The organism is Citrobacter sp. HN-141 (genome assembly GCF_033341895.1).
GTDB lineage: Bacteria > Pseudomonadota > Gammaproteobacteria > Enterobacterales > Enterobacteriaceae > Citrobacter.
In genome coordinates this window covers 1-14,259 of record NZ_JAWPBF010000002.1, presented here as the reverse complement: position 1 = coordinate 14,259, position 14,259 = coordinate 1, and the positions used below count along the sequence as shown (strand labels likewise).

Genomic DNA, 14,259 nt, shown 5'->3' with positions numbered 1-14,259 from the left:
AGGAATGGCTACGGCTTTTGATTTTTTGTGCCGGTTAAAACGGCAACAATGTGAGCTTTGTTGTAATTATTTTGTAAACACATTGCTAAAAGAATTTACATACACTACAACCATATCATCACAAGTGGTCAGACCTCCTACAAGCAAGGGAGCTTTTCGTTATGATGATTTTGAGTATTATCGCTACGGTTGTTCTGCTCAGCGTTCTGTTTTATCACCGCGTGAGCTTATTCCTCAGCAGCTTAATTTTGCTCGCCTGGACGGCTGCGCTCGGCGTGGCTGGCCTGTGGTCAGTCTGGCTGCTGGTTCCTCTGGCCATTATTCTCGTACCGTTTAACTTTACGCCGATGCGCAAATCCATGATCTCTGCGCCGGTGTTCCGCGGTTTTCGTAAAGTCATGCCACCGATGTCGCGCACCGAGAAAGAAGCGATTGATGCCGGTACGACCTGGTGGGAAGGTGACCTGTTCCAGGGCAAGCCTGACTGGAAAAAACTGCATAACTATCCTCAACCGCATCTGACCGCTGAAGAACAAGCGTTTATTGATGGTCCAGTGGAAGAAGCGTGCCGCATGGCGAACGACTTCCAGATCACTCACGAACTCGCGGATCTGCCGCCGGAACTGTGGGCATATCTGAAAGAACACCGCTTCTTCGCGATGATCATTAAGAAAGAGTACGGCGGGCTGGAATTCTCAGCATATGCTCAGGCTCGTGTTCTGCAGAAACTCTCCGGCGTTTCCGGGATCCTGGCGATCACCGTTGGCGTACCTAACTCATTAGGTCCAGGCGAACTGCTGCAGCATTACGGCACCGAAGAGCAGAAAAACAACTATCTGCCGCGTCTGGCACGTGGTCAGGAGATCCCATGCTTTGCTCTGACCAGCCCAGAAGCAGGCTCCGACGCAGGTGCTATCCCTGATACCGGCGTGGTTTGTATGGGCGACTGGCAGGGCCAGCAGGTGCTGGGTATGCGCCTGACCTGGAACAAACGCTATATCACGCTGGCCCCTATCGCGACGGTACTGGGTCTGGCATTTAAACTCTCCGATCCGGAAAAATTGCTGGGTGGTGAAGAAGATCTCGGCATTACCTGTGCACTGATCCCAACCTCAACGCCGGGTGTACAAATTGGTCGTCGTCACTTCCCGCTGAACGTGCCGTTCCAGAACGGTCCGACGCTGGGCAAAGATGTGTTTGTACCGATTGATTACATCATCGGTGGTCCGAAAATGGCCGGTCAGGGCTGGCGCATGCTGGTGGAATGCCTGTCTGTAGGACGCGGTATTACCCTGCCTTCTAACTCGACGGGCGGCGTGAAATCGGTCGCGATGGCCACCGGCGCGTATGCGCACATTCGTCGCCAGTTCAAAATTTCCATCGGCAAGATGGAAGGTATTGAAGAGCCGTTGGCACGTATTGCCGGTAACGCCTACGTGATGGATGCTGCGGCATCACTGATTACCTACGGCATTATGCTGGGTGAAAAACCGGCGGTGCTGTCGGCTATCGTGAAATATCACTGTACCCACCGCGGGCAGCAGTCAATCATTGATGCGATGGATATCACTGGCGGTAAAGGCATTATGCTTGGCGAAAGCAACTTCCTCGCCCGCGCTTATCAAGGTGCGCCAATCGCCATTACCGTTGAAGGTGCCAACATTCTGACCCGTAGCATGATGATCTTCGGTCAGGGTGCGATTCGCTGCCACCCGTATGTTCTGGAAGAGATGGCTGCAGCACAGAGTAACGATGTGAATGCGTTCGACAAGCTGCTGTTCAAACACATCGGTCACGTTGGCAGTAACAAAGTGCGCAGCTTCTGGCTTGGTTTGACTCGCGGCTTAACCAGCAGCACGCCAACCGGTGATGCCACCAAGCGTTACTACCAGCATCTGAACCGTTTGAGCGCCAACCTGGCACTGCTTTCAGATGTGTCCATGGCCGTACTGGGTGGCAGTCTGAAGCGTCGTGAACGTATCTCTGCTCGATTGGGTGATGTGTTAAGTCAGCTGTATCTGGCTTCCGCGGTACTGAAGCGTTATGACGATGAAGGCCGCAATGAAGCCGACCTGCCGCTGGTTCACTGGGGCGTTCAGGATGCGTTGTACAAAGCGGAACAGGCGATGGACGATCTGCTGAAAAACTTCCCGAACCGTCTGGTCGCGGGCTTGCTGAACGTAGTTATCTTCCCGACCGGTCGCCACTATGACGCTCCGTCTGACAAGCTGGACCATAAAGTCGCGAAGATTTTGCAGGTTCCGAGCGCGACTCGTTCTCGTATTGGTCGCGGTCAATATCTGACGCCAAGCGAGCATAACCCGGTTGGTTTGCTGGAAGAGGCGCTGCTGGACGTGATTGCAGCCGACCCTATCCACCAGCGGATCTGTAAAGAGTTGGGTAAAAACCTGCCATTTACCCGTCTCGACGAACTGGCGCACAATGCGCTGGCGAAAGGGCTGATTGATAAAGATGAAGCCGCAATTCTGGTGAAAGCCGAAGCGAGCCGCCTGCGCAGTATCAACGTGGATGACTTTGAACCCGAGGAGCTGGCGACTCAGCCGGTAAAGCTACCAGAGAAAGTGCGTAAGGTCGAAGCAGCATAACGCTAACGCACAATGTTCAGCCCCGCTAAATGCGGGGCTTTTTATTGCCACATTTTCGTTAAGGCTCATGCTACAGTGTCAAAATGCTGTTCAACGAGGAGCCTCGATCGTGCCAGGTTTAAAAATTACTCTGCTGCAACAACCGCTGATCTGGATGGATGGCCCAGCCAACCTGCGCCATTTCGACAGACAACTGGAAACCGTCACCGGGCGTGACGTTATTGTGTTGCCCGAGATGTTTACCAGTGGATTTGCGATGGAAGCGGCAAACCAATCGTTGCCGCAAGAGGAAGTTGTAAGCTGGATGCGTAGCAAAGCGCAGCAGACGAATGCCCTGATAGCTGGTAGCGCGGCGATTCAGTCTGAACGGGGGCCAGTGAATCGTTTTTTGCTGGTTGAACCCGAAGGCACCGTGCATCTCTATGACAAACGTCATCTGTTCCGCATGGCAGACGAACATCAGCACTATCAGGCAGGTGAAGAGCGCATCATCTTTGAATGGCGTGGCTGGCGTATTCTGCCGCTGGTCTGTTATGACCTGCGTTTTCCAGTGTGGTCGCGTAACCGCAACGACTACGACCTCGCCTTGTATGTTGCCAACTGGCCTGCGCCGCGTTCGCTGCACTGGCAGCTTCTGCTTGCCGCACGGGCAATTGAAAACCAGGCTTATGTAGCAGGATGTAACCGCGTGGGCACTGACGGTAACGGGCATCATTATCGCGGTGACAGCCGGGTGATTAATCCGCAGGGTGAGATTATTGCCACCGCCGAGCCGCATCAGGCCACACGCATTGACGCCGAGCTGTCTCTCTCAGCGCTGCGCGAGTATCGCGAGAAGTTTCCCGCCTGGCAGGACGCTGACCCGTTCACGCTATAACTATCGCCTTCCCTCCCGCTGCACAACGTTTTCCGTGGCGGGATTGTTTCACTCCGTAACCAACCGCAAAACAAATTCGCGTGGCGACATGCGATGGTCATCGTATTCTGCAAAGGATAATCACTCGTAACCAACGAGTAGCAGACAATGTCGATAATTTCCTTATCAGGATTTCAATAATGAAGAACTTCGTACGCATGACTTTGCTGGCAGTTACCGTGGCTGGCGCTTCTTTTAGTACGCTTGCAGCAACGACATCTAATGTTCCGACTCCAGCCCAGGATCCGATAGTACAACATCTTAAGTTGAGCACTGACCAGGTTGCGCAGATTAAAAAACTGCACCAACAGCTTGAAACTAACGTCGGCCAGATTTCAGTGAAAGATGTAAAAGACGGCGCGTTGATTGACGTCATCAAGTCAGGGAAATGGGATGAAGCTGCCGTCAAAAAACAGCTTTCCGCGTTCAGCAATATCGAACAGCAGGCGCGTTATTATCGCGTGAAATACTATTTTGACCTGAACAAAGTGCTGACCCCAGAACAGCGCCAGCAGGTGCAAAAAGATATCGCCCAGACGCTGAGCGAGTAACGACTGCGGCCTGCAATAAAACATTATTGCAGGCTTTTATTTTGGGTGGGTTAAAACGACGAAAGCCTGAATCATTTCTGATTCAGGCTTTCTGAATAGTGGCGGAATGGACGGGACTCGAACCCGCGACCCCCTGCGTGACAGGCAGGTATTCTAACCAACTGAACTACCACTCCGCGTTGTGTTCCGCTTGGGAACGAAGCGAATATTACGGATTGCCTCGCGCCTCGTCAACGCTTTTTCTCACGTTTTTTAATCGTTTGCTGCAAAAATCACCCGAATGACCATTTCTGTACTGTAAATACCAGAACTAGGCCCGCCAGAGGCAACTTCCGCCCTTCTTCTGTACCAGGTCAAGGCGCGACTCATGGGCTGCCAGCTCTTCATCAGTAGCGAAAACAACGCGTAATTTACTGGACTGACGCACAATGCGCTGGATCCCCGTATCATTCTGCTGCTGGCTATCACCTTCCATAGAGAACGCCATGGTGGTCTGCCCGCCGGTCATCATCAGATAAACGTCGGCCAGAATCTGGGCATCGAGCAATGCGCCGTGCAGAGTACGTTTGCTGTTGTCTATCTCATAGCGCGAGCATAACGCATCAAGGCTGTTACGCTTGCCAGGAAACATTTTCCTCGCCAACGCCAGGCTGTCGGTCACTTTACAGAAGGTGTTCGTCTTCGGGATATCGCGATTGAGTTTCGCGAACTCGTAGTCCATAAAGCCGATATCAAACGATGCGTTATGGATGACCAGCTCCGCGCCACGGATATAGTCGAGAAACTCATCAGCGACATCGGCGAACGTGGGTTTATCAAGCAGGAACTCATCGGCGATTCCGTGTACGCCAAACGCTTCCGGGTCCACCAGCCGATCCGGTTTCAGGTAGACGTGGAAGTTATTTCCGGTCAAACGGCGGTTCACCACTTCAACCGCACCGATCTCAATAATCTTATGGCCTTCGTAGTGGGCACCAATCTGGTTCATACCGGTGGTTTCGGTATCGAGGACTATCTGTCGTGTAATTCCAGTGCTCATAGCGGTCATTTATGTCAGACTTATCGTTTGATTTCGATTTGCTAAAACAGGAAGTCTACCAGAGATGCTTAAACAGGTAGAAATTTTCACCGATGGTTCTTGCCTGGGAAACCCAGGTCCTGGCGGTTATGGGGCTATTTTACGCTATCGCGGGCGCGAAAAAACCTTTGCCGAAGGGTACAACCTCACCACCAATAACCGTATGGAGTTGATGGCGGCAATCGTCGCGCTGGAAGCACTTAAAGAGCCATGTGAAGTGGTACTCAGCACCGACAGTCAGTACGTGCGCCAGGGCATTACACAGTGGATCCACAACTGGAAAAAACGCGGCTGGAAAACCGCGGATAAAAAACCGGTGAAGAACGTCGATCTGTGGAAACGTCTGGATGCCGCGCTGGGCCCGCACCAAATCAAATGGGAATGGGTTAAAGGGCATGCGGGCCATCCGGAAAACGAACGCTGTGATGAGCTTGCACGTGCTGCGGCAATGAGTCCCACCCAGGATGATGTTGGGTATCAGGCAGAGTCTTAAGCGTCTGGCTTGCGGTATTGTCGGGTGGCCCCAACAGCCTGGCGGATGCGTGCCTTACTTTTACTTTGTTTCATCGGATTGAGCGTAAGCGGAATGGTTCGCTTGCGCGCGACAACCAACTGCAAACAGCCCAGCGCAGGAATATGCGCACTTAACATTTTACCGCCCTGCTTCGCCCAGGGCAGCACGTGGAACCGGCTATAGTGCAGCACCTCAAAATTCAGCAAAGAGAGCCAATCCAACTGGCGCATCAGGGTAAACATCCGACTGTTATAGGGCGGTGTTTTACGTAGCACTGGCACCAGCTTACGCAATCCCATCAGGCTAACCGGGTTAAACCCGCTCAGTATTAACCAGCCATCATCAATCAGTACCCGGTCGGCTTCACGCAACAAGCGATGCGGATCGGCGCACCACGGTAGTGTATGAGCCAGCAGACAGACATCCACGGATTTATCGGCAAAAGGAAGATGTAAAGGATCGGCCATAACCTGCATGGGCGAGCCTTGCGAAGAAACATTTACCTGATGAGAAACCGCGCACGCTTCAGAATCGATTTCTGCGCTTAAATTACCAATCTTAAGCAGATGAAAACCGTACATTTTTGCGAACCACGGGTTAAGCTGATGCTCCAGCGCCTCACGATAGTGCTCACCCCAGGGTAAATCATCCCAGCTAATGGGCGCTACGACAGTTTGAGGGATCCTTGCCGGTTTCATCACAACCTTCCGTTACGCATTGAGAGGTAATTTATGAATCTTAACAGTATTCCCGCATTTCAGGACAATTACATCTGGGTCCTGACAAATAATGAAAACCGTTGCCTGATTGTTGATCCGGGCGAAGCCGCTCCCGTCCTGAAAGCGATTGCAGAACATCAGTGGGTGCCGGAGGCCATTCTCCTGACCCATCACCATCAGGATCACGTTGGCGGTGTGAAAGAACTTTTGCAACATTTCCCACAGTTAGTGGTTTACGGACCGGCTGAAACGCAAGATAAGGGAACGACCCACATAGTCAAAGATGGCGATATTGCACTCGTTTTAGGGCATGAATTTACGGTAATTGCCACGCCGGGTCACACTTTAGGACATATCTGTTACTTTAGCCAACCTTATCTATTTTGTGGGGATACGCTCTTTTCTGGCGGCTGTGGCAGACTCTTTGAAGGCACTGCATCTCAAATGTATCAATCACTTAATAAATTAAACGCGCTTCCTGATGATACATTGATCTGCTGCGCCCATGAGTACACATTAGCAAACATGAAGTTTTCCTTAAGCATTCTGCCGCACGATTCGTGCATAAATGAATATTATCGTAAAGTTAATGAGTTACGCGTAAAAAAACAAATGACACTCCCCGTAATTCTGAAAAATGAGCGGCGAAATAATCTTTTTTTAAGAACGGAAGATATTGATTTAATTAATGAAATAAACAAAGAAACAATATTGCAACAACCTGAAGAGCGTTTTGCCTGGTTAAGGTCAAAGAAAGATACGTTCTGACAATTCCGGGTTGCCTTTTGAAAACTTCGCCGTTATGATCGGTCGTCTTTTAAGCAACTATTGACACACACATGAAGGCAAAAGCGATATTACTCGCCTCTGTCCTGCTTGTTGGGTGCCAGAATACTGGTAACGTCCAACAGCACGCACAGAGCCTTTCTGCAGCTGGTCAAGGGGAAGCAGGAAAGTTTACAAGTCAGGCGCGATGGATGGACGATGGAACATCTATCGCTGCTGATCAGGATTTGTGGGCTTTCATTGGTGACGAGCTAAAGATGGGAATTCCGGAAAACAACCGGATTCGCGAACAAAAACAGAAGTATTTACGCAATAAGAGCTATCTCCACGATGTAACTTTACGGGCAGAGCCGTATATGTACTGGATAGCCGGGCAGGTTAAGAAACGTAACATGCCGATGGAACTGGTACTACTACCCATAGTGGAGAGCGCTTTTGATCCTCACGCAACGTCTGGCGCCAATGCCGCAGGTATTTGGCAGATCATTCCGAGCACGGGGCGCAATTATGGTTTAAAACAGACCCGCAATTATGATGCTCGTCGCGACATTGTGGCTTCCACCACTGCCGCGCTGGACATGATGCAGCGTCTGAACAAGATGTTTGATGGCGACTGGCTGCTGACCGTTGCCGCGTATAATAGCGGTGAAGGTCGCGTGATGAAGGCAATCAAAGCGAACAAATCTCGGGGTAAATCCACCGATTTCTGGTCGCTCCCTTTGCCTCAGGAAACGAAGCAGTATGTGCCCAAAATGCTGGCGTTGAGTGATATTCTCAAAAACAGCAAACGCTATGGCGTGCGTCTGCCTACCACAGACGAAAGCCGTGCGTTGGCACGTGTTCGCCTGAGCAGCCCGGTTGAGATGGCTCAGGTTGCCGATATGGCGGGTATTTCCGTCAGCAAACTGAAGACCTTCAATGCAGGTGTGAAAGGCTCCACGTTGGGTGCCAGCGGTCCGCAATACGTGATGGTACCAAAGAAGCATGCAGAGAAGCTGCGTGAGTCTTTGGCTTCCGGCGAAATTGCAGCCGTACAGTCAACATTGGTGGCTGATAACACGCCGCTGAATAGCCGTAGCTACAAAGTTCGCTCTGGCGATACGCTTTCTGGCGTCGCTGCACGTCTTGGCGTGAGCATCAATGACCTTAAGCAGTGGAATAATCTGCGTGGATCATCCCTGAAAGTGGGCCAAAGCCTGACCGTAGGTGCTGGCACCAGCGCACAGCGACTGGCTAACAACAGCGATAGCATCACCTATCGTGTGCGTAAAGGTGACTCTCTGTCGAGCATTGCCAAACGCCACGGGGTTAACATCAAGGATGTAATGCGCTGGAACAGCGATACGGACAATCTGCAGCCGGGCGATCAGCTCACGTTGTTTGTCAAAAACAACGGCATGCCTGACTCCTGATAGCATTGTAAAAATGAAGGCACTGGTTTCCCCCCAGTGCCTTTTTTATTTATCCCGCTTTATGTGCTTCAACCATTATCGTATCACTGGTGAATGAACCATCCTCCTGTAACGCGAAGTAGGCTTTCACTTCAGCAGATGCACTCTCCTGGTATAAACGAATCGCTTCTGTCAACGCGGCAGGTGTACGCATCCGCGCCACCCACGAACTGAACGCCAGCGGCAGGCGATCGGTCAACACGGTATCGGTAATCAAACCGGCGTCGTTGATTAAAGACAGCCATTCACCGCTGGAAAAATTGCGGACATGCGAGGTGTCGCGTAACGCTTCGACAGTTTGCAACCAGATATCACGGACCGGGTGCCCTGGCGACATCACATCCATTACGATCGCCACGCCGCCGGGTTTCAGTACACGATTGACTTCACGCAGCGCACGTCCGACATCATGCCAGTGATGCGCTGAATAGCGGCTAATCACCACATCAAAAGCACAATCGCCGAACGGCAGGCTCTCTGCGTATCCCTGCTGCGTGGTAATATTGCCCAGGCCCTTCTCTTTTGCAGCCTCTGCGACCACCTCAAGCATCTGAGACGATAAATCATAAGCCACAACCTGTTGTACGTTTTGCGCAGCCACGAAGCTGGCGTGCCCTGCTCCGCATCCCATATCCAGTACCCGTGCCTGTGGAAAAGCAGACAGCCTTTCCGCCAGTCGTTGTAAATCACGACCCTTAGCATGTACGGAGCTGGTTAAATAGGCATTAGCCTGAGAGCCAAACTGCTTTTCGACGTTGTCATGGTGGGAGCGTGTTGTCATTGTGTTGTCCTTCGGTTGTTGTGAAATAGGAAGGGCAACCATCACAGGCCTGCCCTACGGCAGACCTGACACACCGTTATTGCTCAGGCTTGCCGGGACTGAATTCAACGAGTAGTGGATTGTGATCGGAGGCGCGAGTGACCAGCACAGAGGCCTCACTCACGTTCAAACCACGATAAAACACAAAGTCGAGTGGGCGACCAAACGCACGCCGGCGTTGATCGTCGGTAAAGCGAACCTGGCGCAGCGACATTTCACGCGCAAAGCGGTACAGCGCATTCATCCGTCGACGACTCCAGGCATTGAAATCACCGGCCATAATCACCGGACCGCTGTGATGGGCGATTTGATCCCCAATAGGAAGTAACTGCTTACTATAGACATCGACGCCGAGGCTGAAGTTTACCGCGTGGATGTTTACCACCATCAATAAACGCGTATCAGGCAGCGGGTACACTGTGACCAGAGCCGATTTTGCCAGGCGTAAAATCGGCTCACGCTCGCGCAATGGACAGCAGTAGACCGGATGCGCAGCAGAAAGCGTCATGACGCCAGAGGGATGCTGAGGCAGCACAAAAGCGGGAACCTGATCGGCGGCAAGATAGTTAGCGGTTGCGAACTGCACCAGCTCGGGCGTCGTTTGCGCCTCCTGCAATAAAACCAGATGGGCATCTTTGCCAAAATTTTTCAGCACCGACAACCATTCTGCCCGTTGTTGCTTAAAAATGTTCCACACCAGCACGCGAATGCGATCTTCACTGCTTAACGGCACGCCTGCAGGTAATGCCTGGCCGATATGCGCAAATGACCCTGGCGGTAAAATCCGCTCAACGGGCTGTCCGGCAACATAGCGCATGGCATAGGTGTTTTTTCGCACTTTAGACTTTCAAACCTCTATAACGTCAACCAGCCCGCAGCCGGACTGGTTCTTCAGTTATAGGGACTTTAGCACTCACTTTCAACGAACAATTGCAGTTTGTTTTGTAAGTGGGTACTTACATCAATGATTTATCCCAATACTACCCGCGCCGGTTTATCCAGACGACCGCTGATACCCATCAGTAAAAAAGCGACCAGAACAATCAGCGCGCCAATCCACGGAGTCTGTGCTAAACCATAATGCTCTACCGTTTGTCCGCCAATCACAGAGCCAAGCGCAATGCCAATATTAAACGCAGCAATATTCAGACCGGATGCCACATCCACCGCATTGGGGGTAAATTGTTCTGCTTTCTGTACCACGTAAACCTGCAAACCTGGAACATTGCCGAAGGCGAAGATCCCCATCACCAGAATCGTCACTAACGCAGCGTATTGCGTAGAGGCCGTCAGTTGAAAGACCATCAGCAGGACAAACAGCGCCGCGAAGATAAATTTCAACGCCGGGACAGCACCATGTTTATCCGCCAGCTTACCACCCCAGATATTGCCAATAGCGACCGATACGCCATAGCCCAGTAAGATCCAGCTTACCGCTGCCGGCGAGAAGCCAGCCAGGTCCTGCATCATAGGAGCCAGGAAGGTGAACGCAGTGAAGACACCACCGTAACCTAATGCCGTAACCGCGTAGATAAGCAACAGGCGTGGATGGGTTAACACTTTTACCTGATCACGAATGCTGGCGGCCGCCCGACCCGGAATATTCGCAGGGATCAGCAGTTGGCTGCTAATCAGTGCAATCACACCCAATAGTGATACAGCAAGGAAAGTTTCGCGCCAGCCAAAGTGTTGTCCGATAAATGTCCCCAGCGGTACTCCCGTCACCAGTGCAACCGTTAAACCACCAAACATGATAGCGATGGCAGAAGCGGCTTTCTCTTTTGGCACCAGGCTTGTCGCAATCGTAGAACCAATTGAGAAGAAGACGCCGTGTGCCAGGCCAGTCAGCAGGCGGGCGACAATTAATGTCGTATAACCAGGTGCCTGCCATGCCAGCAAGTTACCGGCCGTAAACAGCACCATCAGCGCAACCAACAGTTGCTTACGTGGCAGGCGTCCGGTCAGGGCAGTCAATACTGGCGCCCCGATCGCGACACCCAGCGCATAGATTGAAACCAGCATCCCGGCAGAAGGTAAAGAGATCGCCAGTTGTTCAGCAATGGTCGGCACCAGGCCAACAATCACAAATTCAGTCGTGCCAATAGCGAAGGCACTTATTGTCAGTGCAAATAAAGCGAGAGGCATAAATAGCTCCATATCATCAGTAATCGGATGACAGGCAGTATGCCGGGATGTTTTAATAACAAAAATATTCAAAATCTCAATATAATTTTGCTTCAGGTGCAAAAATGAAAGCAACCTCCGAAGAACTGGCAATTTTTGTCGCGGTCGTGGAAAGTGGTAGCTTTAGCCGGGCCGCAGAGCAGCTTGGGCAGGCCAATTCCGCGGTCAGTCGGGCAGTAAAGAAGCTGGAGATGAAGCTGGGCGTTAGTTTGCTCAATCGAACAACCCGGCAGCTCAGTCTGACAGAAGAAGGTGAACGCTACTTCAGGCGTGTACAACAGATACTGCAGGATATGGCTGCGGCGGAAACAGAAATCATGGAGTCGCGGAATACGCCGCGCGGTTTGCTGCGTATCGATGCCGCAACACCGGTGATGTTGCATTTCCTGATGCCACTGATCAAACCTTTCCGTGAGCGCTATCCCGAGATGACGTTGTCGCTGGTTTCCTCAGAGACATTTATCAATCTTATTGAACGAAAAGTGGATGTTGCGATACGTGCCGGTGCCTTAACTGACTCAAGTCTGCGCGCACGTCCACTCTTTACCAGCTACCGCAAGATTATTGCTTCACCTGACTATATTGCCCGCTTCGGCAAGCCAGAGACTGTTGAAGAGTTAAAGCAGCACCTGTGTCTGGGGTTTTCTGAACCCATTTCGCTCAATACCTGGCCCATTGCCTGTAGTGACGGACAATTACATGAGGTTGAGTGCGGTCTATCTTCGAACAGTGGCGAAACGCTGAAGCAGCTTTGCCTGAGCGGCAACGGTATTGCTTGTCTTTCAGATTATATGATTGATAAGGAGATCGCTCAGGGTAAGCTGGTCGAATTGATGGCGGATAAACGGCTGCCAGTCGAGATGCCTTTTAGCGCGGTGTATTACAGCGATCGCGCCGTCAGTACCCGTATTCGGGCATTTATCGATTTTTTAAGTGAATATATAAGAACAGCTCCCGAAGGAGCTGTAAAAGAGGGTTAAAGGCACAGAGGGTCAGGCAATTAATCCCACTCAGGCGCCAGACCTTCCGGGCTAACCAGGCGGTCGTTGCAATCCAGAGCAGCGATTGCCGCTTTGTCTTCCGCATCAAGATGCAGTTCCAGTGCCAGCAGGTTGCTTGCCAGGTTTTCACGCTTGGTAGAAGAAGGGATCACAGAGTAACCTTCTCCCATCGCCCATGCCAGAATCACCTGGGCCGGCGTCGCGTTATGTTTAGCGGCAATGCGAGCAATCACTTCATCTTTCAGCGCCTTACCGTAAGCCAGCGTCATGTATGAGGTGATGTGGATACCGTGCGCTTTCGCCCAATCAACAACCTTACGGCTTTGCAGATACGGAGATAACTCAATCTGGTTAGTCGCAATATTCTCTGCACCCACAGCAGCAATAGCTTTTTCCATCAATGGGATAGTGAAGTTAGAGATACCAATTTCACGAGTCAGCCCTTGCGCTTTAGCTTCGAGCAATGCCTGCATAAACTCTTCAACAGAGACGGCATCATTTGGTGATGGCCAGTGGATCAGCGTCAGATCAACATAATCTGTGCGCAGTTTTTTCAGGCTCTCTTTCAGGCTTGGGATCAGCTTGTCTTTGCCAAGATTTTCAATCCAGATCTTGGTTGTGATGTACAACTCATTACGCGGTACGCCGCTTTCGGCAATCGCCTGGCCAACAGCCGCTTCATTATCATAGATTTGTGCAGTGTCGACTGCGCGGTAACCCAGCTCAAGAGCTGTTTTAACAGAAGCGATAACCACGTCGTCTTTCAGACGGAAAGTACCTAAACCAAATGCAGGGATAGTCATAGAATTCCTCTTTTTAATCACAATGTTCGTTAACTGAGGGGATTATGACCTTCTGCTCTTTATAGAAAAAGAGCGAAAAATGCAGAGGATTTTTGCGAATTTAGCAATAATAAAATTACAGGCAAAGAAAAAGCCCTGAGCAAACGCTCAGGGCTCTTAATAAGTGGCGGAACGGACGGGACTCGAACCCGCGACCCCCTGCGTGACAGGCAGGTATTCTAACCAACTGAACTACCGCTCCACCGAATTTCTTTGTCACCACCCGGATTATTCATCCCGGTTTACTGCAATTTGATGCCTGGCAGTTTATGAATCACTTCGTGATTCACCCTTCGGGCCGTTGCTGCGCAACGTTCAAAAGCTTTCGCTTTTGTCCTACTCTCTATCGAGTAGTGAACTGCCTCGAAAGTCAGTGCCATACTTCTAATTTGATGCCTGGCAGTTCCCTACTCTCGCATGGGGAGACCCCACACTACCATCGGCGCTACGGCGTTTCACTTCTGAGTTCGGCATGGGGTCAGGTGGGACCACCGCGCTACAGCCGCCAGGCAAATTCTGTTATTAACCCGCTTTTCGCCGGTTAATTTAATCTGTTATCAAGCTGAATTTTGCGTCTCTTCGCCAAAACATCTTCGGCGTTGTAAGGTTAAGCCTCACGGTTCATTAGTATCGGTTAGCTCAATGTATCGCTACACTTACACACCCGACCTATCAACGTCGTCGTCTTCAACGTTCCTTCAGGAGACTTATAGCCTCAGGGAGAACTCATCTCGGGGCAAGTTTCGTGCTTAGATGCTTTCAGCACTTATCTCTTCCGCATTTAGCTACCG

Annotated in this window: 12 protein-coding genes, 2 tRNA genes, 2 rRNA genes and 1 pseudogene; 7 read left to right on the top strand and 10 right to left on the bottom strand. The window is 51.2% G+C overall.

The window, feature by feature from the left end; genetic code table 11:
• Positions 1-161: 161 nt before the first annotated feature.
• The 3 genes from fadE (at position 162) to RYZ59_RS02945 (ending at position 4,073) form a co-directional block, all read left to right on the top strand.
• A complete protein-coding gene (fadE, locus tag RYZ59_RS02955; protein ID WP_318045136.1) occupies positions 162-2,606 on the top strand; it encodes an acyl-CoA dehydrogenase FadE in 2,445 nt (814 codons plus the stop codon).
• Between the two features lie 109 nt (positions 2,607-2,715).
• Positions 2,716-3,483, top strand: a complete 768-nt coding sequence (locus tag RYZ59_RS02950; RefSeq protein WP_318045139.1) for an amidohydrolase — start codon at positions 2,716-2,718, stop codon at positions 3,481-3,483.
• A 179-nt stretch (positions 3,484-3,662) separates the two neighbouring features.
• Positions 3,663-4,073, top strand: coding sequence for a Spy/CpxP family protein refolding chaperone (locus RYZ59_RS02945; protein ID WP_318045142.1), 411 nt, complete (start codon positions 3,663-3,665; stop codon positions 4,071-4,073).
• A gap of 99 nt (positions 4,074-4,172) precedes the next feature.
• On the opposite strand, the gene RYZ59_RS02940 is transcribed toward RYZ59_RS02945, so the two are convergent.
• Together RYZ59_RS02940 and dnaQ are read right to left on the bottom strand one after the other, a co-directional pair.
• Positions 4,173-4,249 (bottom strand) — tRNA-Asp (locus tag RYZ59_RS02940).
• A gap of 134 nt (positions 4,250-4,383) precedes the next feature.
• The gene (dnaQ, locus tag RYZ59_RS02935; RefSeq protein ID WP_170974423.1) at positions 4,384-5,112 is read right to left on the bottom strand and encodes a DNA polymerase III subunit epsilon; all 729 of its coding nucleotides are present in this window, start codon (positions 5,110-5,112) and stop codon (positions 4,384-4,386) included.
• Between dnaQ and rnhA the strand changes: the two are divergent.
• A pseudogene (rnhA, locus tag RYZ59_RS02930) lies at positions 5,066-5,644 on the top strand (ribonuclease HI). The gene dnaQ and the pseudogene rnhA sit on opposite strands and share 47 nt — an antisense overlap.
• On the opposite strand, the gene RYZ59_RS02925 reads toward rnhA, so the two are convergent.
• The gene (locus RYZ59_RS02925; RefSeq protein ID WP_202039434.1) at positions 5,641-6,363 is read right to left on the bottom strand and encodes a class I SAM-dependent methyltransferase; all 723 of its coding nucleotides are present in this window, start codon (positions 6,361-6,363) and stop codon (positions 5,641-5,643) included. The pseudogene rnhA and the gene RYZ59_RS02925 overlap by 4 nt on opposite strands.
• Positions 6,364-6,396: 33 nt before the next feature.
• On the opposite strand from RYZ59_RS02925, the gene gloB reads away from it, so the two are divergent.
• A complete protein-coding gene (gloB, locus tag RYZ59_RS02920; protein ID WP_318045147.1) occupies positions 6,397-7,152 on the top strand; it encodes a hydroxyacylglutathione hydrolase in 756 nt (251 codons plus the stop codon).
• 71 nt (positions 7,153-7,223) lie between these two features.
• Positions 7,224-8,582, top strand: coding sequence for a murein transglycosylase D (gene mltD / locus RYZ59_RS02915; RefSeq protein ID WP_318045149.1), 1,359 nt, complete (start codon positions 7,224-7,226; stop codon positions 8,580-8,582).
• Positions 8,583-8,631: 49 nt separating this feature from the next.
• Here mltD and RYZ59_RS02910 read toward each other — a convergent pair whose 3' ends face one another.
• The 3 genes from RYZ59_RS02910 to RYZ59_RS02900 form a co-directional block, all read right to left on the bottom strand.
• The gene (locus RYZ59_RS02910) at positions 8,632-9,402 is read right to left on the bottom strand and encodes a class I SAM-dependent methyltransferase (RefSeq protein WP_318045151.1); all 771 of its coding nucleotides are present in this window, start codon (positions 9,400-9,402) and stop codon (positions 8,632-8,634) included.
• 76 nt (positions 9,403-9,478) lie between these two features.
• Entirely contained in the window at positions 9,479-10,279 is an 801-nt protein-coding gene (locus RYZ59_RS02905; RefSeq protein ID WP_202039437.1) for an endonuclease/exonuclease/phosphatase family protein, read from the bottom strand.
• 131 nt (positions 10,280-10,410) lie between these two features.
• Complete coding sequence (locus RYZ59_RS02900) at positions 10,411-11,586, bottom strand: MFS transporter (RefSeq protein ID WP_137384384.1); 1,176 nt, start codon at positions 11,584-11,586, stop codon at positions 10,411-10,413.
• A 104-nt stretch (positions 11,587-11,690) separates the two neighbouring features.
• Between RYZ59_RS02900 and yafC the strand changes: the two genes are divergently transcribed.
• On the top strand, positions 11,691-12,605 hold the full coding sequence (gene yafC, locus RYZ59_RS02895; RefSeq protein ID WP_137384383.1) for a DNA-binding transcriptional regulator YafC: 915 nt from the start codon (positions 11,691-11,693) through the stop codon (positions 12,603-12,605).
• 20 nt (positions 12,606-12,625) lie between these two features.
• Here the strand turns inward: yafC and dkgB are convergent, their stop codons facing one another.
• From dkgB to RYZ59_RS02875, 4 genes are all read right to left on the bottom strand, one after another.
• On the bottom strand, positions 12,626-13,429 hold the full coding sequence (gene dkgB, locus RYZ59_RS02890; RefSeq protein WP_318045157.1) for a 2,5-didehydrogluconate reductase DkgB: 804 nt from the start codon (positions 13,427-13,429) through the stop codon (positions 12,626-12,628).
• A gap of 164 nt (positions 13,430-13,593) precedes the next feature.
• Positions 13,594-13,670: transfer RNA gene (locus RYZ59_RS02885), tRNA-Asp, on the bottom strand.
• 192 nt (positions 13,671-13,862) lie between these two features.
• Positions 13,863-13,978, bottom strand: a 5S ribosomal RNA gene (gene rrf, locus RYZ59_RS02880).
• 93 nt (positions 13,979-14,071) lie between these two features.
• Positions 14,072-14,259, bottom strand: a 23S ribosomal RNA gene (locus tag RYZ59_RS02875); the annotation flags it as partial.